This window comes from Bacillus sp. BB081, assembly GCF_008368895.1.
Classification (GTDB): Bacteria; Bacillota; Bacilli; order Bacillales; family Bacillaceae_G; genus Bacillus_A; species Bacillus_A wiedmannii.
Genome location: NZ_QOZX01000016.1, coordinates 90,680 through 113,882 on the forward strand (window position 1 = coordinate 90,680; position 23,203 = coordinate 113,882).

The 23,203-nt window shown below is 37.7% G+C and carries 26 protein-coding genes and 2 pseudogenes; 24 read left to right on the forward strand and 4 right to left on the reverse strand.

Annotated elements, in window-relative coordinates; genetic code table 11:
* Nucleotides 1-26 precede the first annotated feature (26 nt).
* The 4 genes and pseudogenes from DN394_RS29355 to DN394_RS08365 form a co-directional block, all read right to left on the reverse strand.
* A pseudogene (locus DN394_RS29355) lies at nt 27-104 on the reverse strand (macrolide transporter); the annotation flags it as partial.
* Nucleotides 105-120: 16 nt separating this feature from the next.
* Complete coding sequence (locus tag DN394_RS08355) at nt 121-660, reverse strand: flavodoxin family protein (RefSeq protein WP_098704944.1); 540 nt, start codon at nt 658-660, stop codon at nt 121-123.
* Between the two features lie 4 nt (nt 661-664).
* A complete protein-coding gene (locus DN394_RS08360; RefSeq protein WP_098704943.1) occupies nt 665-1,033 on the reverse strand; it encodes a MerR family transcriptional regulator in 369 nt (122 codons plus the stop codon).
* Between the two features lie 51 nt (nt 1,034-1,084).
* Nucleotides 1,085-1,978, reverse strand: a complete 894-nt coding sequence (locus DN394_RS08365) for a LysR family transcriptional regulator (protein WP_048563444.1) — start codon at nt 1,976-1,978, stop codon at nt 1,085-1,087.
* Nucleotides 1,979-2,129: 151 nt separating this feature from the next.
* On the opposite strand from DN394_RS08365, the gene DN394_RS08370 reads away from it, so the two are divergent.
* The 24 genes and pseudogenes from DN394_RS08370 to DN394_RS08485 all read left to right on the forward strand — a co-directional run bounded on the left by DN394_RS08370 (nt 2,130) and on the right by DN394_RS08485 (nt 23,170).
* On the forward strand, nt 2,130-3,152 hold the full coding sequence (locus DN394_RS08370) for a YeiH family protein (RefSeq protein WP_149293733.1): 1,023 nt from the start codon (nt 2,130-2,132) through the stop codon (nt 3,150-3,152).
* A 234-nt stretch (nt 3,153-3,386) separates the two neighbouring features.
* Entirely contained in the window at nt 3,387-3,584 is a 198-nt protein-coding gene (locus tag DN394_RS08375; protein ID WP_000538359.1) for a helix-turn-helix transcriptional regulator, read from the forward strand.
* Nucleotides 3,585-3,599: 15 nt separating this feature from the next.
* Entirely contained in the window at nt 3,600-3,821 is a 222-nt protein-coding gene (locus DN394_RS08380; protein ID WP_149293734.1) for a hypothetical protein, read from the forward strand.
* Nucleotides 3,818-4,210 (forward strand): ATPase, encoded by a 393-nt coding sequence (locus DN394_RS08385; RefSeq protein ID WP_097915616.1) that lies wholly within the window; start codon nt 3,818-3,820, stop codon nt 4,208-4,210. The genes DN394_RS08380 and DN394_RS08385 overlap by 4 nt, the downstream gene beginning before the upstream one ends.
* A gap of 16 nt (nt 4,211-4,226) precedes the next feature.
* A complete protein-coding gene (locus tag DN394_RS08390; protein WP_046955580.1) occupies nt 4,227-4,454 on the forward strand; it encodes a hypothetical protein in 228 nt (75 codons plus the stop codon).
* Nucleotides 4,455-4,554: 100 nt separating this feature from the next.
* A complete protein-coding gene (locus tag DN394_RS08395) occupies nt 4,555-5,316 on the forward strand; it encodes a MerR family transcriptional regulator (protein ID WP_046960071.1) in 762 nt (253 codons plus the stop codon).
* Nucleotides 5,313-5,933, forward strand: coding sequence for a hypothetical protein (locus tag DN394_RS08400; protein ID WP_098091916.1), 621 nt, complete (start codon nt 5,313-5,315; stop codon nt 5,931-5,933). Before DN394_RS08395 ends, DN394_RS08400 begins: the two co-directional genes overlap by 4 nt.
* Nucleotides 5,934-5,979: 46 nt before the next feature.
* Nucleotides 5,980-6,407: pseudogene (locus tag DN394_RS08405) on the forward strand (DUF4362 domain-containing protein).
* A gap of 151 nt (nt 6,408-6,558) precedes the next feature.
* Complete coding sequence (uvrB, locus tag DN394_RS08410; RefSeq protein ID WP_046955584.1) at nt 6,559-8,535, forward strand: excinuclease ABC subunit B; 1,977 nt, start codon at nt 6,559-6,561, stop codon at nt 8,533-8,535.
* A gap of 11 nt (nt 8,536-8,546) precedes the next feature.
* Nucleotides 8,547-11,417, forward strand: coding sequence for an excinuclease ABC subunit UvrA (gene uvrA / locus DN394_RS08415; RefSeq protein WP_046960145.1), 2,871 nt, complete (start codon nt 8,547-8,549; stop codon nt 11,415-11,417).
* Between the two features lie 59 nt (nt 11,418-11,476).
* On the forward strand, nt 11,477-11,926 hold the full coding sequence (locus DN394_RS08420) for a DUF4275 family protein (protein ID WP_098109906.1): 450 nt from the start codon (nt 11,477-11,479) through the stop codon (nt 11,924-11,926).
* Between the two features lie 115 nt (nt 11,927-12,041).
* Nucleotides 12,042-12,422 carry a phage holin family protein gene (locus tag DN394_RS08425; protein WP_001267307.1) on the forward strand — a complete coding sequence of 127 codons (381 nt, stop codon included), beginning with the start codon at nt 12,042-12,044 and terminating at the stop codon, nt 12,420-12,422.
* Nucleotides 12,423-12,578: 156 nt separating this feature from the next.
* Nucleotides 12,579-13,508 carry an HPr(Ser) kinase/phosphatase gene (hprK, locus tag DN394_RS08430; RefSeq protein WP_029440973.1) on the forward strand — a complete coding sequence of 310 codons (930 nt, stop codon included), beginning with the start codon at nt 12,579-12,581 and terminating at the stop codon, nt 13,506-13,508.
* Between the two features lie 24 nt (nt 13,509-13,532).
* Nucleotides 13,533-14,345: a prolipoprotein diacylglyceryl transferase gene (lgt, locus tag DN394_RS08435; protein WP_060488056.1), complete on the forward strand. Its 813-nt coding sequence runs from the start codon at nt 13,533-13,535 to the stop codon at nt 14,343-14,345.
* A gap of 67 nt (nt 14,346-14,412) precedes the next feature.
* A complete protein-coding gene (gene ppaX / locus DN394_RS08440; RefSeq protein WP_060488057.1) occupies nt 14,413-15,063 on the forward strand; it encodes a pyrophosphatase PpaX in 651 nt (216 codons plus the stop codon).
* A gap of 75 nt (nt 15,064-15,138) precedes the next feature.
* Nucleotides 15,139-15,645: an acyltransferase gene (locus tag DN394_RS08445; RefSeq protein WP_046955587.1), complete on the forward strand. Its 507-nt coding sequence runs from the start codon at nt 15,139-15,141 to the stop codon at nt 15,643-15,645.
* Between the two features lie 145 nt (nt 15,646-15,790).
* On the forward strand, nt 15,791-17,302 hold the full coding sequence (locus tag DN394_RS08450; RefSeq protein WP_149293735.1) for a tetratricopeptide repeat protein: 1,512 nt from the start codon (nt 15,791-15,793) through the stop codon (nt 17,300-17,302).
* An 85-nt stretch (nt 17,303-17,387) separates the two neighbouring features.
* The gene (trxB, locus tag DN394_RS08455) at nt 17,388-18,344 is read left to right on the forward strand and encodes a thioredoxin-disulfide reductase (RefSeq protein WP_149293736.1); all 957 of its coding nucleotides are present in this window, start codon (nt 17,388-17,390) and stop codon (nt 18,342-18,344) included.
* 161 nt (nt 18,345-18,505) lie between these two features.
* Nucleotides 18,506-19,312: a DUF368 domain-containing protein gene (locus DN394_RS08460; RefSeq protein ID WP_000455195.1), complete on the forward strand. Its 807-nt coding sequence runs from the start codon at nt 18,506-18,508 to the stop codon at nt 19,310-19,312.
* Between the two features lie 228 nt (nt 19,313-19,540).
* The gene (locus DN394_RS08465; protein WP_001190080.1) at nt 19,541-19,999 is read left to right on the forward strand and encodes an NUDIX hydrolase; all 459 of its coding nucleotides are present in this window, start codon (nt 19,541-19,543) and stop codon (nt 19,997-19,999) included.
* 20 nt (nt 20,000-20,019) lie between these two features.
* The gene (gene rapZ, locus DN394_RS08470; protein ID WP_000138461.1) at nt 20,020-20,901 is read left to right on the forward strand and encodes an RNase adapter RapZ; all 882 of its coding nucleotides are present in this window, start codon (nt 20,020-20,022) and stop codon (nt 20,899-20,901) included.
* 3 nt (nt 20,902-20,904) lie between these two features.
* Nucleotides 20,905-21,858, forward strand: a complete 954-nt coding sequence (locus DN394_RS08475; RefSeq protein ID WP_060488060.1) for a gluconeogenesis factor YvcK family protein — start codon at nt 20,905-20,907, stop codon at nt 21,856-21,858.
* A gap of 89 nt (nt 21,859-21,947) precedes the next feature.
* Nucleotides 21,948-22,898 (forward strand): DNA-binding protein WhiA, encoded by a 951-nt coding sequence (gene whiA / locus DN394_RS08480; RefSeq protein ID WP_000006567.1) that lies wholly within the window; start codon nt 21,948-21,950, stop codon nt 22,896-22,898.
* A 23-nt stretch (nt 22,899-22,921) separates the two neighbouring features.
* Nucleotides 22,922-23,170 carry an HPr family phosphocarrier protein gene (locus DN394_RS08485; RefSeq protein WP_000250305.1) on the forward strand — a complete coding sequence of 83 codons (249 nt, stop codon included), beginning with the start codon at nt 22,922-22,924 and terminating at the stop codon, nt 23,168-23,170.
* Nucleotides 23,171-23,203: the final 33 nt, after the last annotated feature.

The window sequence follows — 23,203 nt, forward strand, 5'->3', positions numbered from 1 at the left end:
GGCCTTGTCGATATATAGGGAAGACGTTAGAGCGCTTCTTTACATTTTCGGATTTGAACTAATAATGTTTCGTATTCTTGTTCGAGAGATGTGATGTCATCGTTTTTGTCAAAATTATTTCTATTTGCTATTTTTGAATTCATTATTATACAATTGTGCCTTTGCTAGTGCTTCAGCATCATTTTTGATTTCATCCAATCCATTCGCATCCCCAATAACATATCCTTCAAATGATGAACCAACAAAATCAAAGATATATTGAAACTGAGCAATAAGCGGTAATGCTTTCAGCTTTGGATTGTCTCCGCCAACGATGACAACGTACATTTTTTTACCTTTCATTTTTTCTTTGAAATGAAGGGATGTATCGCGTAAGCTTTGTGACCAGCGATCGACGAAGTTTTTCATATGACCGCTCATTCCATACCAGTATAGCGGTGTAGCAAAGATAATTGTGTCGTGCTCTAACATACGCTCGATTAACTGCTCATAGTCATCATTTACAGGTTGGAATCCTTCTGCATCATGGCGCTGATCTATGATTGGGTGGACGATATGATCACGCAAGTAAATTTGTTCTGTTTCAATTCCATCAATCACCATATGTGTTAAAGCTTCTGTATTTCCGTTTTGTCTTGAACTGCCATGTATAACAAACATGTAATCATCCCTTTTCTTTTGGTTGTTTTAGGAGTGAAACGTGTTTTTGCAAATTCGTTTGAATGCTGGAAAGTAATGAGATTTGCTTCGTTACTTCATTGAGTTTATCTTCATAGAGCGTAAGGATACTGCTGCAAGGATTTTCGTACAGGTGCGGCTCTATTTCGAGGCAGCGCAGCATCCTTGCCGTCTCTTCTAAATTTAAGCCAATTTGTAAGTACATTTGAATAAGCTCCACTTTTTCGATGGCACTTTCATCAAAGTTACGGTAGCCATTTGCGAGGCGCTTAGAAGGGAGTAATCCCTTTTCTTCATAATGTCTTAGTGATCTTTCGCTAACCCCGGTTTCTTTTGATAACTCTCCAATTCGCAATGTGTTTCACTCCTTTTACATGTATTGTAAACCTTCACACTAATGTGAAGGTCAATGCTGTTTTTTCGCAAAAGAGTCTACATGATTTAAAAACACTTGAATAGCTTTAGACAGGATGAAGTATTTGCCGCGCACGATGGAGAATGGACGGATGAGTTGTTCATTCGGAACTTCGACGTGGAATAGCTCTTTTGCCAGTAGCTCTTTTCGTACAGTCCAATCAGAAAGGATAGCGATGCCAAGCCCGGCACTAACTGCTTCCTTTACGCTTTGGATACTACTAAATGTAAAGAATCGTTTCATTTTCAAATGGTGTTGATGAATAAAGCGGTCACTATAAGCGCGTGTACCAGAACCACTTTCTCTTAATACCCATACTTGATCTTGGAGTGTGCTTTCATTTATTTCATTTGTGCGAAGCAGTGGATGATTTGGCGGGACGACGAGCTTCATTTCATCTTGCATAAACGTTTCAACGTCAACGTCGGCGTATACGACTTGCCCTTCCACTAAGCCGATATCGATTTGATTAGAGCGAAGGCTTTGTAAAACGTCTTCTGTATTTGAGATAAAGGTATGAACTTCGACGTGTGGATTTTCATTCGCATAGTTAGCCAGTATTTTTGGAAGTAAGTATTCGCCAATTGTAAAACTAGCACCGATGCGAAGAGTTCCTGTTACAACGTTATGTAGTTCGTTAATTTCTTGTTTGGCTTCTTCGTAAAGAGAGAGCATTTGCTTTGCGTGTATATATAATATGTTTCCAGCTTCCGTCACTTGAACGTGCTTTGGGGAGCGCTGAATAAGAGTAGTGCCAAATTCGTTTTCTAAGTTGCGTATGTGCATACTTACGCCAGGCTGTGAAAGGTTTAATAATTCTGCTGCACGGGAGAAGTGTTTCTGTTCAACGACAGTAACAAAGATTTTTAAAATGTCTACGTTCATATAATAGGCTCCTTTCTTTTTCTATCATCTTATCATAAGTATTTCTAATGATAGAGATTCAATATTGATATTAAACTTATTATAGAAACTCTCTTATAATGTAAGTAGAAAGAACATGCATGTTCCAATACGATTATTGGAGTGGTTCAAAGTGGAACAAACACTTGTTATACAAAAGAAGAAGGGCTTTGGATTTTCACAAGGAATTGGGATTACATTATTAATCGCAATTGCTGCGAAATATTTAGCAGAGCTTCCATTTTTAAATATTATGGGACAATTAGTGATTGCTATTCTAATTGGGATGGTTTGGCGTGCGGCAATTGGAGTTCCTCATGATGCGATTGCCGGGACGAACTTTGCGAGTAAGAAGTTGCTTCGCTTTGGGATTATCTTACTTGGAATGCGGTTAAATCTTGTTGATATTGCGAAGGCAGGGCCGAAAGTATTGGTCATCGCTGCCGTTGTTATTACATTTACGATTTTCGTTGTATATGGGTTAACGAAAGTATTTAAGGTAGAAAAGAAACTCGGAATTTTAACAGCGTGTGGAACAGCAATTTGCGGCGCGGCTGCGGTCGTGGCAATTGCACCGCAAGTGAAAGCGAAGGATGAAGAAACGGCAGTTGGGGCAGCGATTATTGCAATTTTAGGTACAATATTTACACTTATTTATACGCTATTATACCCAGTGCTTGGCTTCTCACCGTACGGTTACGGTGTATTCTCAGGTGCGACGCTGCACGAAATCGCTCATGTCATAGCAGCTGCGGCGCCAGGAGGAAGTACGGCTGTAGACATCGCAGTTATCGTGAAATTAACGCGCGTTGCAATGCTTGTGCCAGTAGCGATTTTAATTGGATTATGGTTTGGTAAGAGTGAAGGCAGCGAGGAAAAAAAATCGTGGCGTGACCTTCCAATTCCGTGGTTCATCTTCGGATTTTTAGCGATGAGTGCAGTGCATTCGCTCGGGGTTATACCAGAAGTTGTTGCCGGATACATTGTTGTCATTGCTTACATGTTTATTGCAATGGCGATGGCGGGTCTTGGTTTAAATGTAGAGTTTAAAACGTTCCGTAAGTTAGGAAGTAAGGCATTCGTGGCGGGGCTGATCGGCTCGGTTTTCCTTTCTATTCTTGGATACGTTCTTGTATATGTATTAGGATTTATGTAGTAGGACGAAGAAGCGGTTCCAAAAGATATTTTTGGACAGCTTTTTTTATGTTTATAGTGCTACGGGTGTCGATATATTAAAAAAATAGCTGATATAAATTGAATTATGCTTGTACTTTGTTAGAGAAGGTGATCAGTGAAATGTTTTTCTAAAATTTGTAAAGATATCTTTACTTATAACTGGAAAATATTTATAATTAAAGTAAAGATATCTTTACTTTCGAAGGTGGAGCCTATGGGTGTGAAAAATAAAATAAAAGAGTTAAGAAAGCAACATCATATAACGCAAGTTGAAATGGCAAAGGCGATGCAGGTGACGCGGCAGACGATTGTGGCGATTGAAAACCATCATTATAACCCGAGTCTAGAGTTATCCCTAAAAATCGCCAAATATTTTGGGGTGAAGGTGGAGGAAATATTTACGCTAGAGTAAGGGGAGGAATGAAAAATGCAAGATGAGTTTGAGAGATTTCAGTCGGATAAAGCGTTTAAATATGTAGGGGTATTTTTTACGATTAGTTTAGCGATATGGAGTTTATATAATTTAATTGTTGATGGAAATGTTGGTATGCCGTTTGTTTTATTTGTACTAGGGCAGTGGGTGTATTTTCTTGTGAATTATTGGCCGAAGTGGAAATATAGAAATCAAAAAGAGGTCGATCATGTATGAGTAAGCAAGATGTTATACGGTTCATAGGAAGTTTGTTTTTAGCGGGTCTTGTTTTAAATGTGAGTTTAATGATTTTAAGCATTTCGTGGGGAACTATTTTTATATCGAATGTAGCACTAATCATTTTATATAGTATTGCGGAATATAGAGAACAGAAGCGTTTGAAAGAAGAGGGAGTACCGTCGATTGATGAGCGAGTTGTGAACAAGATGAAGTCATATTTTACGATTAGTATTACGAGCTTCGTGTTCTTGTTCATTATGTATCTTTGTGTAAATAAGTATTTAGATAGGCAAGCAATACATGTAAATGAGTTATTATATATTGCTATTTTTGGTTTATTAATAAGTATGGCATCGACGAGTGTGTTAGCAACAAGGAATAGATAGAAAAAGGGGAACTGGGATGGGATTACCGGTGTTATGTGTCGCTACGGCTATTTTTGCTTTGTTTTGGGGAATGCAGAACTTCTCTCGTTATCCAGTGCCAAGCATTTGTATTATGCTCGGTACTGTAGGTTTATCATATTATTTATTAGTTTCAGCTCATTATCATAAAACAGCAACGAGTGTTGTCGTTGGAGCACTTATTTTATTTTGTGGGCGCGCTATACAAAAGGGATTATTTCCGTAAAAGCTGTTTATACAAAGAGTATAAATAGCTTTTTGTATTTTTTTTACAAAAGTCTTGAAAGTTACGTAACGTCATCTTTTATAATGAAGGGGAAGAGGTGATGGTAGTGATTTCAATACAACAATTGACGAAAGAGACAGGGATAACAGTACGTACATTACGTTATTATGATCAAATAGATTTATTAAAGCCGAGCGGGAAGACTGAAGGTGGACATCGTTTATATAGTGAAGCTGACGTAATACGGCTGCAGCAAATTTTATTTTTAAAGGAAATGGGCTTTTCATTGAAAGAGGCTGCGAATATGTTAGTAAAAGGTGAGCTTAACTTAAAGGGTTCTCTTGAGAAACAACTTCGGTTTGTACAGGAAGAACAAAAGAAATTTAATCGAATGGAGCGTGTTTTACAAGCTGTTGTTTATTCGGTAGATGTGGAGGGAGAACTTGATTGGAAAGTTATGTTTGAACTCATTCAGCTTTCGAAACAGTCGTCTCGTATACGTGAAATATTTCAAAATGAAGTATTTTCAAAGGAAGAACAAAAATTGCTTCATAACTTGCCAAATATGAGTGAAGAAGATCCGAATGTTTTAGAATGGGTAGATTTATTAAAGCAATTACGTACTTTTATGAAAAACGGCAAAGAAGCCGCGAGTGATGAGGTACAAGGGGCAACGAAGAGATTAATGCAGAAGTGTTTAGAAATGGCCAATGGTGATGAAGCGTTTTTAGATAAGTTATGGGAAGTTAGAAAATCGAAGGAAGATTCACAGAAAATGAGCATGTATCCAATTGAAGAAGAACTTTTATTATATATGGATGAAGCTTTTCGTATATATGATGAAAAGGAGAGGGATAAATGAGTATACTTGCAGAATATCGTTGGTACTTTTTAATTGGGGCAGAAATTGTATTTTGGTTATCGGCTATCGGTTTCTTTTTACTTCGTTACGGATTCCGTTTGAAAAAGGCAAGTTTTATTATGGGGATTGTACTCCTCGTAAATGAAGTGTTTATTTTAACTTTAGGGGTAGTGGACTATTATCAAACAGGGAAGTTCTCTAATTTTCAAATCATTACTGTAATTATTTTATTGTATGCAGTTTTCTACGGGAAAAAGGATTTGAAGAAGCTTGATATATTTGCGCAAAAGCTAGTTGCGAAATGGCGGAATGAACCAGCGCCTATTATTGAAGAACATATAGAATTAACAGGTATGGCCTATGCGAAGCAGGAAATAAAAAATTGGATATTGCATCTTGTTTTATTCGTTGTTGTGCATATTTTCTTTTTCTTTCTGTACGGTTTTGTCCCGTTTGAACAATGGCATAATTGGTTAGAGACGGGGATTGTTTTAAATGAACCAGCTAGTCGCGTTAGTCAAGTTTGGGCGATTATACTTTTAGTGGATACAGTTATTTCATTTTCATATGTGATCTTTCCGAAGAAAGAGAAAGGAAAAGAGAAGCTACTTTCGTAGAGGAAAGTAGCTTTTTCTAGTATACCAATAGTTTGTATAGGGGAGGATAACAATAGGAAAAACAGGTTTTATATGCTTATTTCTCTTTAGTTTAGTAGCATGCTCACAACCTAACATTACAATTGATAAAAAAATGATGTCATTGTAAAGAGAGCAGGAATTTCCAATCTAGATAAATTTGAAAAGTTCGTTTTGAATGTGGAACAAGGGGAAGTTGATAAAATAAGAATTGTACATTATACACATGAAGGTGATCCGGTTTTTCAAACGTTAGAGTATAGTGGGACAGATATAATTCATATATTAGATAATAGGCAAGATCGATTTGCTGGTAATCATACAGATATAGATGAAGATAGCTGTAAAAGGATTGTTAAAGAGCAGCGTGAATTACAAACGGCTTATAGGTTAATAGACTGTGTGAATGAAAATGGGCGCAATGGATATGATTTATTATATGTACCTAAAAAATAGAGTTAGTAGAGGAAGGAAGTTTTGGCTCCTTCCTTTTTCTATGTATATATTGTCGAAAGTTTTACCGAATATCTGTTCGTTTTCTTGGTTTTTTTATGAGCATTCGTGGTAAAATGGGAATACAGATTTTTTACGAGGAGGTCGGTTTTGTTTGGAACATCAATTTGAAATTATCTCAGCGTATTCCCCGCAAGGTGATCAGCCGGTAGCTATAGAGAAGCTTGTAGAGGGAATTAATAGTGGAAAGAAAAAGCAAGTGTTGCTTGGAGCGACAGGAACGGGTAAGACATTTACGATTTCAAATGTCATTAAAGAGGTGCAGAAGCCAACACTTGTCATGGCTCATAATAAAACGTTAGCAGGACAGTTATATAGTGAGCTGAAAGATTTTTTTCCGAATAATGCAGTTGAATATTTTGTTAGTTATTACGATTATTATCAGCCAGAAGCGTATGTGCCGCAAACAGATACGTTTATTGAAAAAGATGCGCAGATTAATGATGAAATCGATAAATTGCGTCACTCAGCAACATCTGCACTATTTGAACGGGATGATGTGATTATTGTTGCGAGTGTTTCGTGTATATATGGTTTAGGTTCTCCAGAAGAATACCGCGAGTTAGTTGTTTCACTTAGAGTTGGTATGGAAAAGGACCGCAATCAATTGCTTCGTGAACTTGTTGATGTACAGTATGGACGTAATGACATTGATTTTAAGCGTGGTACATTCCGTGTGCGCGGAGATGTAGTTGAAATCTTCCCAGCATCACTTGATGAGCATTGTATTCGAATTGAATTTTTCGGCGATGAAATCGATCGTATTCGCGAAGTAAATGCGTTAACAGGTGAAGTATTAGCAGAACGTGATCATGTAGCAATCTTCCCAGCATCTCACTTCGTTACACGTGAGGAAAAAATGAAGGTCGCTATTGAAAATATCGAAAAAGAATTAGAAGAGCGTTTAAAGGAATTAAATGATAATGGCAAGTTGTTAGAAGCGCAGCGTATAGAGCAACGTACACGTTATGATTTAGAAATGATGCGTGAGATGGGCTTTTGTTCAGGGATTGAAAATTATTCCCGTCATTTAACACTTCGTCCGGCGGGGGCAACGCCATATACGTTAATAGACTATTTCCCGGAAGATTTCTTAATTGTTATGGATGAGTCACACGTATCAGTACCACAAGTAAGAGCGATGTATAACGGGGACCAAGCACGTAAGCAAGTACTTGTGGATCATGGATTCCGTTTGCCATCAGCTTTAGATAATAGACCGCTTACGTTTGATGAGTTTGAAGGGAAAACGAATCAAGTTATTTACGTTTCGGCAACGCCAGGGCCGTACGAGTTAGAGCAGGCACCGGAGGTAATAGAACAAATTATTCGTCCAACAGGGCTTTTAGATCCACCAATTGATATACGACCAATTGAAGGGCAAATTGATGATTTATTAGGAGAAATTCAAGATCGCATTGCCAAAAATGAACGTGTATTAATTACGACTTTAACGAAGAAAATGTCAGAGGATTTAACAGACTACTTAAAAGATGTAGGAATTAAAGTGAACTATCTCCACTCTGAAATTAAAACGTTAGAACGTATTGAAATTATCCGTGACCTTCGCCTTGGTAAGTTTGACGTACTTGTCGGTATTAACTTATTACGAGAAGGATTAGATATTCCAGAAGTATCACTTGTAGCTATTTTAGATGCTGATAAGGAAGGATTCTTGCGTTCAGAGCGTTCATTAATTCAAACAATCGGTCGTGCAGCACGTAATGAAAACGGCCGCGTTATTATGTATGCAGATCGTATAACGAGATCGATGGGAATTGCGATTGAAGAAACGCAGCGCCGTCGTACTATACAAGAAGCTTACAATAAAGAGCATGGTATTACGCCGAAAACGATTCAAAAAGGCGTGCGTGATGTTATCCGTGCAACGACAGCTGCTGAAGAGCCGGAAACATATGAAGCAGTACCAGCCAAGAAGATGACGAAAAAAGAGCGTGAAAAGACAATTGCGAAGATGGAAGCAGAGATGAAAGAAGCAGCAAAAGCGTTAGATTTCGAGCGTGCAGCTGAATTAAGAGATTTACTATTAGAATTAAAAGCGGAAGGGTGAACAGAGTGAGCATAAGCAAGGATTTTATTGTCGTAAAAGGTGCTAGAGCACATAACTTAAAAAATATTGATGTAACCATTCCGAGAAATCAGCTTGTTGTTGTGACGGGATTGTCTGGTTCAGGGAAATCATCATTAGCGTTTGATACGATTTATGCAGAAGGGCAGCGCAGATACGTAGAATCGTTATCTGCGTATGCGCGTCAGTTTTTAGGACAAATGGATAAGCCGGATGTAGATACGATTGAAGGATTGTCACCAGCGATTTCAATCGATCAAAAAACGACGAGTCGTAATCCACGTTCAACAGTTGGAACGGTAACGGAAATTTATGATTATTTACGTTTATTATTTGCGCGAATTGGTACGCCAATTTGTCCGAATCATGGTATTGAAATTACATCACAAACAGTAGAGCAGATGGTAGACCGTGTACTTGAATATCCTGAACGTACGAAATTACAAGTGTTAGCTCCTATCGTTTCTGGGCGTAAAGGTGCACATGTGAAAGTGCTTGAAGACATTAAGAAGCAAGGATATGTTCGTGTACGTGTTGATGGTGAAATGCTTGATGTATCTGAAGATATTGCGTTAGATAAAAATAAGAAGCATTCTATTGAAGTTGTAATTGACCGTATTGTTGTAAAAGAAGGGATTGCAAGCCGTCTTGCGGATTCACTTGAAAGTGCATTAAAGCTTGGCGGGGGCCGAGTGTTAATTGATGTAATGGGAGAAGAGGAACTTCTATTTAGTGAACATCATGCTTGTCCGCATTGTGGCTTTTCAATCGGAGAATTAGAGCCGCGCATGTTCTCGTTCAATAGTCCATTCGGGGCGTGTCCTTCTTGTGATGGACTTGGTTCAAAGTTAGAGGTGGATTTAGAACTTGTCATTCCGAATTGGGATTTATCATTAAATGAACATGCGATTGCGCCTTGGGAGCCGACAAGCTCACAATATTACCCACAGCTTTTACAATCTGTATGTAATCATTACGGCGTTGATATGGATATGCCTGTGAAAGATATACCGAAAGATTTATTTGATAAAGTGTTGTACGGAAGCGGTGAAGAGAAAGTTTATTTCCGCTATGTAAATGAATTTGGTCAAGTAAAGGAAAATGAGATTTTATTTGAAGGTGTTATTCCAAATATCGAACGTCGTTATCGTGAAACGAGTTCTGATTATGTCCGTGAGCAAATGGAAAAGTATATGGCAGAGCAAGCTTGTCCGAAGTGTAAAGGTGGACGCTTAAAGCCTGAGAGTTTAGCTGTTTTCGTTGGTGATAAAACGATTGCTGATGTAACGAAGTATTCTGTTCAAGAAGTACAGGAATTCTTCTCGAATGTGGAGCTAACGGAGAAACAACGAACAATTGCTCATTTAATTTTAAGAGAAATCCAGGAGCGCGTTGGATTCTTAGTGAACGTCGGTTTAGATTATTTAACGTTAAGTCGTGCTGCAGGAACTTTATCAGGTGGTGAGGCGCAGCGTATTCGTTTAGCGACACAAATCGGTTCTCGTCTTACTGGCGTACTTTACATTCTTGATGAGCCTTCAATCGGTTTGCATCAGCGCGATAATGATCGTCTTATTCGCACATTGCAAGAAATGCGCGATTTAGGAAATACGTTAATTGTCGTTGAACATGATGAAGATACGATGATGGCTGCTGATTATTTACTTGATATCGGACCTGGTGCCGGTATTCACGGTGGCCAAGTTGTATCAGCGGGGACGCCAGCTGAAGTGATGCAAGATGAGAATTCGCTAACAGGGAAGTATTTAAGCGGTAAAGAGTTTATTCCGGTTCCACTTGAAAGACGTAAAGGTGACGGACGTAAAGTGGAAATTGTCGGTGCAAAAGAGAATAACTTAAAGAATGCAAAGATGTCATTCCCGCTTGGTACGTTTGTAGCGATAACGGGTGTATCTGGTTCCGGTAAAAGTACGATGATTAATGAAGTACTATATAAATCATTAGCGCAAAAGTTATATAAAGCGAAAGCGAAGCCAGGTACTCATAAAGAAATTAAAGGTCTTGAGCATTTAGATAAAGTAATCGATATCGATCAATCGCCAATCGGGCGTACACCACGTTCTAATCCAGCGACGTATACAGGTGTATTCGATGATATTCGTGATGTGTTTGCACAAACGAATGAAGCGAAAGTGCGTGGATATCAAAAAGGACGTTTCAGCTTTAATGTAAAAGGTGGACGTTGTGAAGCGTGCCGTGGTGATGGAATTATTAAAATCGAAATGCACTTCTTACCAGACGTATACGTTCCATGTGAAGTTTGTCATGGTAAACGTTATAACCGCGAAACGTTAGAAGTGAAGTATAAAGATAAGAACATTTCTGAAGTGTTAGGGATGACAATTGAAGATGGAGTAGAGTTCTTCGCTAATATCCCAAAAATTAAGCGTAAACTTCAAACGCTTGTAGATGTAGGGCTTGGTTATATGAAATTAGGGCAGCCAGCTACTACGTTATCTGGAGGAGAAGCACAGCGCGTGAAATTAGCTTCTGAATTACACCGTCGTTCTACTGGGCGTACGTTATATATTTTAGATGAGCCAACGACTGGTTTGCATGCCCATGATATCGCGCGTCTTCTAGAAGTGCTGCAACGCCTTGTTGAAAGTGGCGAGACAGTTCTTGTTATTGAACATAATTTAGATGTAATTAAAACAGCTGATTATATCGTTGACCTTGGACCAGAGGGCGGAGATAAAGGTGGGCAAATCGTTGCTTCAGGAACGCCAGAGCAAGTAGTGAAAGAAGAACGCTCGTATACAGGCAAGTATTTAAAAGATATTTTAGTTCGTGATAAAGCGAGAATGAAAGAAAAAATAAAAGAAGTAGAGTTATCGCAATAAGTTTATTAATGGAAACCGAGTGGAAATGACACTCGGTTTTTCGTTCATAGGGGGAGAAGATGGAGTTTACAGATGTTTTAAGAAAGAAAAACATGAAGGTAAGAGAGTTTCAAAGTTGGGGTGTTTATTTTCGGAAGCGCTGGGAGGATAACTTTGCAAATCATGTAAGTGATGAGGAAAAGGAAGACATCTTTCTGTATGGTGATAAGTATGCATGTGGGTTTCTTTGGCACATATTTAGTTATGAGAAAAAGAAGTGTTTAGAGGGTGAAGAAGCGGAGAATGCGTTTCATAATGAAGTGAAAAAGGATTGCTATATATTCTATCAACATTGTGATAATGTACTGCTAATAAAAGATACGAGTTTATTACATATGGAGGATATATTGTGTGAGAGGGACGATATGTATAAAGGCGATATCTATATTGGAGATAAAGATTTCACTTGGACCTTTGTGAAAACGCATGAACATGGATGGTATGGCCCTTATTTTGCGAGAAAATGTTAGGAGGTATACAAGCATGAACGGGAGAATAAGTTGATATAAGTGTTCGTATCATACTTGCGTTTATTGTCTATTAGCGTATGATGAAATATATATGTTTAAAAGGATGTGTAACGAAATGAGATGGATTGTATCACTTCTTGTAAATAGCGTTGTGTTAATTGCTGTATCGGGACTTTTAAAAGGGATTGCACCAGACGCGTTTTACGTAGCAAATATACAAACTGCAATTATTGCGAGTATTATTTTGGCTGTTTTAAATGTGTTCGTAAAACCGTTTTTAATTTTAATTACGCTACCGATTACTCTTGTAACTTTCGGGTTCTTCTTAATTGTTATTAATGCGATTACGTTAAAAATAGCAGATTCATTATTAGGAGATGCATTTAATATATCAGGGTTCGGTGTAGCGATTGTTGCGGCAATTTGTATTTCAATTTTTAATATGATTATTGAAAAGGCAATTGTGGAGCCACTATATGAAAAAAAGAGAAAATGACAAAAAGAAAAACATTTCATGATGTATATGAAATGTTTTTTTCTATTTATTAGAAACCGTATTTCTTGTTTCCAGAAAAAAATGGTACAATATCCGGTAGAATGGAATTTTACATCAAATGAGACTGAACCCGCAGCGGAGTGGAGGTTTATACATATGCCGAAAGTAAGGACAAAAGATTTAATTGAACAATTTCAATTAGAGTTAATCAGTGGTGAAGAAGGAATTCATCGTCCGATTGATACAAGTGATTTATCACGACCTGGAATTGAAATGGCAGGATTTTTTACATATTATCCAGCTGATCGCGTACAGCTTCTTGGAAAGACAGAGCTTACGTTCTTTGACACGTTAACGTCAGAGCAAAAACAAGAGAGAATGAAAGCGCTTTGTACCGAGGAGACGCCATGTATTATTATAACTCGTAATCAAGATGTACCAGATGAGTTATTACAAGCATCACGTGAATCAGGCATGCCTTTATTACGTTCTTCTCAAACGACAACGAGATTATCAAGTCGTTTAACAAATTATTTAGAAGGTAAGTTAGCGCCAACAACTGCTGTTCACGGTGTGTTAGTAGATATTTACGGTGTTGGTGTTTTAATTACAGGTCAAAGTGGTGTTGGTAAAAGTGAGACAGCTCTTGAACTTGTGAAGCGTGGCCACCGCCTTGTTGCGGATGATAGTGTAGAAATTCGCCAAGAAGATGAAGACACATTAGTAGGAAGCTCACCAGATTTAATTGAGCATTTATTAGAAATTCGTGGTCTAGGTATCATTAACGTTATGACGTTATTCGGTGCAGGGGCAGTGCGAAATTATAAGCGTATTACACTTGTTATTAATCTTGAAATTTGGGATCAAAAGAAAAATTACGATCGCTTAGGTCTTGATGAAGAGAAGATGAAGATTATTGATACAGAGCTTACGAAGATTACACTTCCAGTTCGTCCTGGTCGAAACTTGGCTGTTATTATTGAAGTAGCAGCGATGAATTTCCGTTTAAAACGTATGGGAGTCAATGCAGCACAACAGTTCTCTGAACGATTAATGAGTGCGATTGAGTTAGGAAATCAGGAGTAAACTTTGGAGAGGGAGGTCATACATATGCTGTTAGGTTCTGTACCACAGCTTGACCGTGTAGCGATCCAACTTGGGCCGTTTCCTGTATATTGGTATGGGATTATTATCGGTACAGGCGTGCTATTAGGTCTTTGGCTAGCAACTCGCGAGGGAGAAAGACTAGGTATTCCAAAAGATACATTTGTTGACCTTGTATTAATTGCAGTACCGATCGCTATTCTATTTGCGAGAATGTACTATGTTATTTTTGAATGGGAATATTACGCGCAAAACCCGAGTCAAATTATTAATATTCGTCAAGGTGGCTTGGCGATTCATGGTGGTTTAATCGGGGCTGTTATTACAGGGATTCTTTTTGCGAAACGGCGCGGGGTTTCATTCTGGAAGTTGGCTGATATTGCTGCGCCAAGTATTTTACTAGGACAAGCAATTGGTCGATGGGGAAACTTTATGAACCAAGAGGCGCATGGTGATGAAGTAACGAGACAGTTTTTAGAAGGACTTCATTTACCGGATTTCATTATTAATCAAATGTATATTGAGGGTGTGTACTATCACCCAACGTTTTTATATGAATCATTATGGAATTTTGCAGGTGTCATTTTATTACTTGCATTACGAAAAGTGAATTTACGACGCGGGGAATTATTCTTCACATATTTAATTTGGTATTCAATAGGGCGCTTCTTCGTAGAAGGCTTACGTACAGATAGTTTAATGTTAGGACCACTTCGTATCGCGCAAGTAATGTCAATTGGAATTGTTGTTATTTCTATTATTTTCATTATTGTGAGACGAAAAATGGGGCAAGCTGATAAAAGATATTCGGAAAATTAGAGAAAAGTAGCATCTTATTATAAGATGCTGCTTCTTTCATATTCAGGAAAGAGAAGGGACTAAGGCAATGAGAATAAATACAGTGTTATTTGATTTAGATGGAACTTTAATTAATACAAACGAACTTATTATTTCTTCTTTTTTACATACGTTACATACATATTATCCAAGTCAATATAAGCGTGAAGATGTATTGCCATTTATTGGCCCTTCTTTACATGATACTTTCAGCAAGATTGATGAAAACAAGGTTGAAGAGATGATTACATGTTATCGTCAATTTAACCATGATCATCACGATGAATTAGTGGAAGAATATGAAACTGTATATGAAACAGTTCAAGAGTTGAAGAAGCAAGGCTATAAAGTTGGTATTGTTACAACGAAAGCGAGACAAACCGTTGAGATGGGATTAAAGTTGTCAAAGCTTGATGGATTTTTTGATATTGTCGTGACAATTGATGATGTAGAGCATGTGAAACCACATCCAGAGCCACTTCAAAAAGCGCTTGAGTTATTGGATGCAAAACCGGAAGAAGCATTGATGGTTGGGGATAATCATCATGATATTGTCGGCGGACAAAATGCGGGCACGAAAACAGCTGCGGTTTCATGGACGTTGAAAGGTAGAGCGTATTTAGAGGCTTACAAGCCGGACTTTATGTTAGATAAAATGAGTGATTTACTACCGATTTTGTCTAATATGAACCGTTCATAAAGGTCCAAGTAAGTTAGTAGGGGTGTGTTTCTCTACTAACTTACAGTTTCACTTTTTAGTAGAGGGGCGAGCTAAGTGCGACGGACAACGCGCTATCCTGTTTCAGGAGAAAATTCATTATGGAATGTGTATAAAACAGTGTCTTTTTGGAAGGTGATGAAGAACTTTATTATTATCCAAATTGCGCGTTATACGCCATTTTTATCCGTCAAGAATTGGTTGTACCGCACGTTTTTACGGATGAAAGTCGGAGAGAAAACATCATTTGCGCTTATGGTAATGCCGGACATTATGTTCCCAGAAAAGATAACTGTGGGAGAAAATTCGATTATCGGCTATAATACAACGCTTTTAGCACATGAATATTTAATTCGCGAATATCGACTTGGAGAGATCGTCATAGGAAATGAAGTGATGATTGGAGCAAATACAACTATATTACCAGGTGTGGAAATTGGGGATGGCGCGATTATTTCAGCTGGCACACTTGTTCATAGAGATGTACCAAGCGGCGCTTTCGTGGGTGGAAATCCAATGCGTGTTATTTATACGAAAGAAGAAATGGATGCTAGAGAAGGTTGATGCTAAAAATGTAACATTTCTCTTCTTTTTTAATGAATAAAAAGGAAATAATTGAGTATAATATACTGTTTTGTTTTTTACGGAATCGTTTATACTTATAGATAGAAGAATGTGTGAACGAAGAAAACAAAAAACTGGAGGATATATGGGGAAAAATCAAGGAATATATAAGGAGAACGGACAAGTTATCTCTTTTAATCAATTAGCGGACTTCTTTTATAAAAAAGGGATGAGAGCTTACAAAGGGCAAAAATTGCAAGATGCAATTAAATATTTTCGAAGAGCGGCACAAAGTGAGAAGGAGCCGTTTATTTTATGCCAATTAGCAACAGTATTATCTGAGGCTGGTGAATATCAAGAGTCGAATCAAATCTTCTTTAAGCTTGTTAGATCTAATCCAGAACTTGAACAATGCTATTATTTTATTGCAAATAATTATGCATATATGGGGCTATTTCAGCAGGCGAAAAAGTATGCGGATCGCTATTTAGAAGTTGCAGAAGAGAAGGAATTTGTAGAAGATACATTAGAATTACTTGAAATTATGGAAGAAGAAGCGATGGGTGAGGAAGAGATTGAGGATGAAGATGATCTAATTGTTATGCAAGAAGAAGCGAATCGTTATATTCGTAACGGACAATTGGAAGAAGCAATTGCTACATTGGAAATTGTTACAAAAGATTATCCGGAATTTTGGTCGGGTCATAATAATTTAGCCATTGCACATTTTCAATCTGGTAATGTAGATAAAGCTCTGAAGTTAACGGAAATGATTTTAGAGAAAAATCCTGGTAATATACATGCGCTTTGTAATACGCTTATTTTCCTATATTCAATTGGAGAGCATAAACAAGTAGAAGCGTTAGCGGAGCAGTTAGTTTCAGTATATCCGATTTCGTTCGAGCATCGTTTGAAACTTGGAACGACACTTGCAACAATTGGTCATTTTGAGCCTGCATATAAATGGTTCAAAGTATTAAAGCGTCAAGGATATGAGGGAGACGTTAGTTTTTATTATTGGTTTGCATATTCTGCTTATATGGTGAAAGATCAGCAAGTAGCTGAAAAAATGTGGCAGCATGTTGTAGAATTGCACCCTGATAAAAAGGGAAAAGAACCGTGGAATGCGCTGAATTTAGCAGATGAAGGACAAAACGTATTATTTGAAGAATTACGAAAATCATTTCAACAAAGTGCGACGTTAGAGGAACAAATGCTAGCTTTATATTTAATGAATGAATTGTCAACGCCAGAGAAGGTGGGATTCTTCTTTGATGTAACGCAGGCGAAGAACGGTGTTCCAATCGTATCGCAACTTGCAAAGTATTTCTTTTTACTTAATAGCCATAAGAGCATTCCAGTTGATTTACAGCAATTTGAACAGTGCGCGCAAATTGCGGATGCTTTATATAATTATACGAAAAAAGATGATGAATTAATCGAAGAGTGTTTACAATTTTGGTTTTGTACGTTCATACGTTTATATACATCTGGGGCAGTTTTTACAAATGTATACGGCTGGTCAGCTGCGGTTGAATATATTGTACGCAGCGAACAAGGAAATAAGATGACACAGTCGGAGCTTGGGGATATATATAATGTATCTGTAGCGACTGTTCGAAAGTATGTGCAGGCTGTTAAACGTACGCACACATAGGGTAAGCAAATCATTGGGAAAAAAATGATGCTAACAGTATAATGAGGGTAACTTAATTGTGTAGGAATGAATAGGAGTGAATAGTGTGTCAGAAGAAAAAATTTATGATGTCATTATTATTGGTGCAGGACCAGCTGGTATGACAGCTGCAGTATATACATCTCGTGCGAATTTAAGCACATTAATGCTTGAGCGTGGTATCCCAGGTGGCCAAATGGCAAACACAGAAGATGTAGAGAACTACCCAGGTTATGAGTCTATTTTAGGACCAGACTTATCAAATAAAATGTTCGAGCATGCGAAGAAATTTGGTGCTGAATATGCATACGGTGATGTGAAAGCAGTCATCGATGGTAAAGAATACAAAACAATTATTGCTGGTAAAAAAGAATATAAAGCACGTGCAATTATCGTTGCAAGCGGTGCAGAGTATAAAAAAATTGGTGTGCCAGGCGAAACAGAACTTGGCGGCCGTGGTGTATCATATTGTGCAGTATGTGATGGGGCTTTCTTTAAAGGAAAAGAACTTGTAGTTATTGGTGGTGGAGATTCTGCTGTTGAAGAGGGTGTGTTCTTAACACGCTTCGCATCAAAGGTAACAATCGTTCACCGTCGTGACACTCTTCGTGCACAGAAAATTTTACAAGATCGTGCTTTCCAAAACGAGAAAGTTAATTTCATTTGGAATCACACTATAAAAGAAATTAACGATGCAAATGGTAAAGTGGGAAGCGTAACACTTGTAGACGTAAACAGTGGAGAAGAGAAAGAAGTCAAAACTGATGGCGTGTTCATATATATCGGTATGTTACCACTATCAAAACCATTTGTTGAACTAGGTATTACAAATGAAAATGGTTACCTTGAAACAAATGAGCGTATGGAAACGAAAGTTCCTGGTATTTTCGCCGCTGGAGATGTTCGTGAAAAAATGCTACGTCAAATTGTAACTGCAACAGGTGATGGTAGTATCGCAGCACAAAGTGCACAACATTACGTAGAAGAATTATTAGAAGAACTAAAAACAGTATCAGAAAAATAAGGGGTAATATGCCTTTTGAAAAGAAAGCTACCGATAGGGGCTTTCTTCTTTTTTTTGAAAATGTCAAAGTTTTGTCAAAAAATATTAGGATTATAAGCTTTCTTATTGATATACTGGACTTTACGGAAAAATCACTATAAGAAATGAGGAATTTATTCAGTATGGAATGGCGTAATATATATCGTGGATTTTGTATGGGCGTTAGTGATTTAATTCCTGGTGTGAGCGGCGGTACAATCGCTGTTGTGTTAGGGATTTATGAACAATTGCTTGCGGCAATTAGTGGGTTCTTTAGTCGCGAATGGAAAAAACATTTAGGGTTTTTAATTCCCCTTGCAGCTGGTGTGGCAGCAGCGTTTTTAACGTTAAGTCACGTTATTAAATATTTACTTGCAAATCATTATGAACCGACTCAATTTTTCTTCCTCGGTTTAATTATTAGTATATTACCGATGTTAATGAGGGAAGCTGATGCAAAGTCGTCGTTTAAAGGTAAGCACATTGTTTTATTAATAGTTGCAGCAATTCTTGTTGCGATCACAGCTTTCTTTAAACCGGATAAGGCAGCAGATCCAATTACGACGTTAACAATTTTAAATGCAATTGGTTTATTTTTCGCAGGATGGATGGCTAGTATGGCTATGTTGCTTCCTGGAATTAGCGGATCATTTATTTTATTAATTATTGGTGTGTATCCGACAGCAATTAATGCTTTAACTACACTGAACTTACCTTTAATCGTAGTTATCGGTGCCGGTGTTATGGCGGGATTTGTTGTAAGTAGTAAAGGAATTAGTTTCTTGTTAGATCGTTATAAAAGTATGACATTTGCGGCAATTATTGGACTTGTTATCGGCTCGATTGTAATTGTGTTCCCTGGTATTCCAACTGGAGGATTTTCAATTATAAGTTCAATTATTACCTTTATTTTAGGATTTGCGATTGTTACTTATTTCGGTAAGAAATAAGGACTTTAATCCCCTTGGCGATAAAAATCGTTAAGGGGATTTTTCATGCTATTCATTGAAAGTCTAGGCATTTACATTGCTTGTTCTAAAAAGCTTTTTTAAAATTGTTGAGTAGCATGTGCTTAGCGAAAGAGGACTGGCTCCTTCGTTGTAGCAAACTGTTTTTGATAGTATAATGAAATGAGTATGCAGTGAGAAATTTACTGCAAGTAGCTGAGGTGAAGAAACATGCAAAGAGTGACAAACTGTGTGTTAATTAGAGATAATGAAGTACTCTTACTCCAAAAACCTCGCCGAAATTGGTGGGTTGCACCAGGCGGGAAAATGGAGCGTGGTGAGACAGTAAGAGATTCCGTTGTTCGCGAGTATCGTGAAGAAACAGGTATTTATTTAAAGAACCCAGCGTTAAAAGGGGTCTTCACCTTTGTCATCCAAGAAGGTGATAAAGTTGTTTCTGAATGGATGATGTTCTCCTTTTTAGCGACAGATTTTGCAGGAGAAAACAAACTAGAGAGCGAAGAAGGCATCATTGGTTGGCATACATTTGACAAAATTGATGATTTAGCAATGGCACCAGGAGATTATCACATTATTGATTATTTAATTAAAGGAAATGGCATAATCTACGGTACATTTGTATATACCCCAGATTTTGAGTTGCTTTCATATCGATTAGATCCGAGTTAAACCGTCAAGGAGAGGATACGATGACAGAGAATAATGATATAAAAATGGTAATTATTACAGGAATGTCTGGAGCTGGAAAGACAGTAGCTTTACAAAGTTTTGAAGATTTAGGATATTTCTGTGTAGATAATTTACCACCGATGTTATTGCCGAAGTTTATTGAACTTATGGCGGATTCAAAAGGGAAAATGAATAAAGTAGCACTTGGCGTTGATTTACGTGGCCGAGAGTTTTTCGAACATTTATGGGGAGCACTTGATGATTTATCAGAACGTACATGGATTATTCCTCATATTTTATTCTTAGATGCGAAAGATGGCACGCTTGTAACTCGTTATAAAGAAACGAGACGTTCGCATCCACTTGCACCAACTGGTTTGCCGTTAAAGGGAATCGAGATGGAGCGTGGCTTATTAACTGATATGAAGGCACGAGCGAATATTGTGCTGGATACATCGGATTTAAAACCGAAGGAATTACGTGAAAAAATTGTTCATCTGTTTTCAACTGAAACTGAGCAAGCATTTCGTGTAAATGTTATGTCATTTGGATTTAAGTACGGTATTCCAATTGATGCAGATTTAGTATTTGATGTTCGTTTTTTACCAAATCCATATTACATTCCACATATGAAGCCATTAACAGGACTAGATGAAGAAGTTTCATCGTATGTGCTGAAATTTAATGAGACACATAAGTTTTTAGAAAAATTGACGGATCTTATTACTTTCATGCTGCCTCATTATAAAAGAGAAGGCAAGAGTCAACTTGTAATTGCAATTGGATGTACAGGTGGACAGCATCGTTCTGTTACGCTTACAGAATACCTTGGGAAACATTTGAAACCAGAGTATAGCGTTCATGTATCTCATCGTGATGTGGAGAAGAGAAAGGGCCATTAAGGGATGAAAAAAGAGAGAAAACCTAAAATTGTTATCATGGGAGGCGGTACTGGACTCTCTGTTTTATTAAGAGGATTAAAACAATATCCAGTTGATATTACAGCAGTTGTTACAATCGCTGATGATGGTGGCAGTTCAGGTAGATTACGTGATGAGCTCGAAATTCCACCCCCAGGTGACATTCGTAACGTACTTGTTGCGTTATCAGATGTAGAGCCGCTGGTGGAAGCTTTATTTCAGCATCGTTTCACAACGGGAGACGGGCTGAAAGGTCATGCGTTAGGAAATTTATTATTAGCGGGTATGACCTCGATTACAGGAGACTTCTTCCATGCGATTACGGAAACGAGTAAAGTGTTAAATGTCAGAGGACGTGTGTTACCGGCAGCGAACCAAAGTGCGGTACTTCATGCGGAACTAGAAGATGGAGAAATTGTAACAGGTGAATCAAAGATTCCTTATTCCGGGAAGAAGATTAACCGCGTCTTTTTAACTCCAGAAGATGTAGAGCCGTTACATGAAACGTTGGCTGAGATTAAACGAGCTGATTTACTTGTTTTTGGTCCAGGAAGTTTGTATACGAGTATATTACCGAATTTAGTTGTTAACAAAATCGGGGACGCTGTTCTTGCTGCAAAAGCGAAGAAGGTATATGTGTGTAATGTTATGACGCAAGCTGGTGAAACGATGGGATATACTGCGTTTGACCATGTGCAGGCGTTACATGATCATTTAGGTAAACCATTTATCGATACTGCAATTGTAAATAACCGTGATATTCCTTGTGAATTACGTCAGTTGTATGAGGAAGAAATGTCGGCACCAGTTGTAGTAGATGAAGAGCGTTTTACAGAGAGCAATATTGATGTCATTCAAGATCAATTAGCGAAGTATGAGGATCGTGTTGTAAGGCACGATACATTAAAACTAGCTTCTATTTTATATTCACTGTTGTAGATGTGCGTTGCCTCGTTTGAGGTAACGCTCATCATTTCATATAGGACAAGATTTTTGTTCCAAAGTAATCGTATAAGGAGGTGTTGACTGTGTCATTTGCATCAGAAACAAAGAAAGAGCTAACGAATCTTGAGGTGAAGGAATGCTGTGAGAAAGCAGAATTATCAGCGTTACTTCGAATGAACGGATCGCTTTCTTTTTCAAACCGTCGTCTATCTATCGATATTCAAACGGAGAATGCGGCAATCGCAAGAAGGATTTATACGCTTTTGAAAAAAGGATATGACGTGACGGTAGAATTACTTGTTCGTAAAAAAATGCGATTGAAGAAAAATAATGTATATATTGTGCGGCTTGTTGAGAAGTCTCGCGAAATATTAGCTGATCTTCATATTGTTCGAGACGACTTTTCGTTTATCCGAAATATATCACAAGAATTGATTGAGAAGAAATGTTGTAAACGATCGTATTTACGTGGTGCATTTTTAGCAGGTGGTTCAGTAAATAACCCAGAAACATCATCTTATCATTTAGAGGTCTTTTCGTTATATAAGGAACATAATGATGCTATATGTGAATTGATGAACGGATTTGATTTAAATAGTAAGACGTTGGAAAGAAGAAAAGGGTACATTACGTATTTGAAAGAAGCAGAAAAAATTACGGAGTTTTTAAATATTATAGGCGCTCATAATGCACTTTTAAGATTTGAAGACATTCGAATCGTTCGCGATATGCGTAATTCAGTAAATCGTTTAGTGAACTGCGAAACAGCCAATTTAAATAAAACAATTGGTGCAGCGCTAAGGCAGATTGAAAATATCCGTTATATTGATGAGACAGTTGGTCTTGATATATTACCAGATAAACTGCGAGAAATTGCACAATTACGAAGAGATTATCAAGATGTAACATTGAAAGAGTTAGGCGAGATGGTATCCGGGGGGAAAATTAGTAAATCGGGTATTAATCATCGTTTGCGTAAAATCGATGAGATTGCAGAGAAATTACGCGCGGGGGAAGCGGTAGCAAAAAAATAAGAGGTTAAAGGGGAAATGGAGCTGTGGTTCAAAAACGAGTTAAGGTTTCATTAAAAAACGGTTTACAAGCACGTCCGGCTGCGTTGTTTGTACAAGAGGCCAATCGCTTTCATGCGGATATCTTCATCGAGAAAGATGGAAAGACAGTGAATGCAAAGAGCATAATGGGGATTATGAGCTTAGCAATTGGAACTGGTAGCATGATAACAATTACAACAGAAGGTTCAGATGCAGAAGAAGCTTTAGAAGCATTAGCTGCATATATACAATAAGAAGCTATCGCGCATGTGCGATAGCTTTTTTGT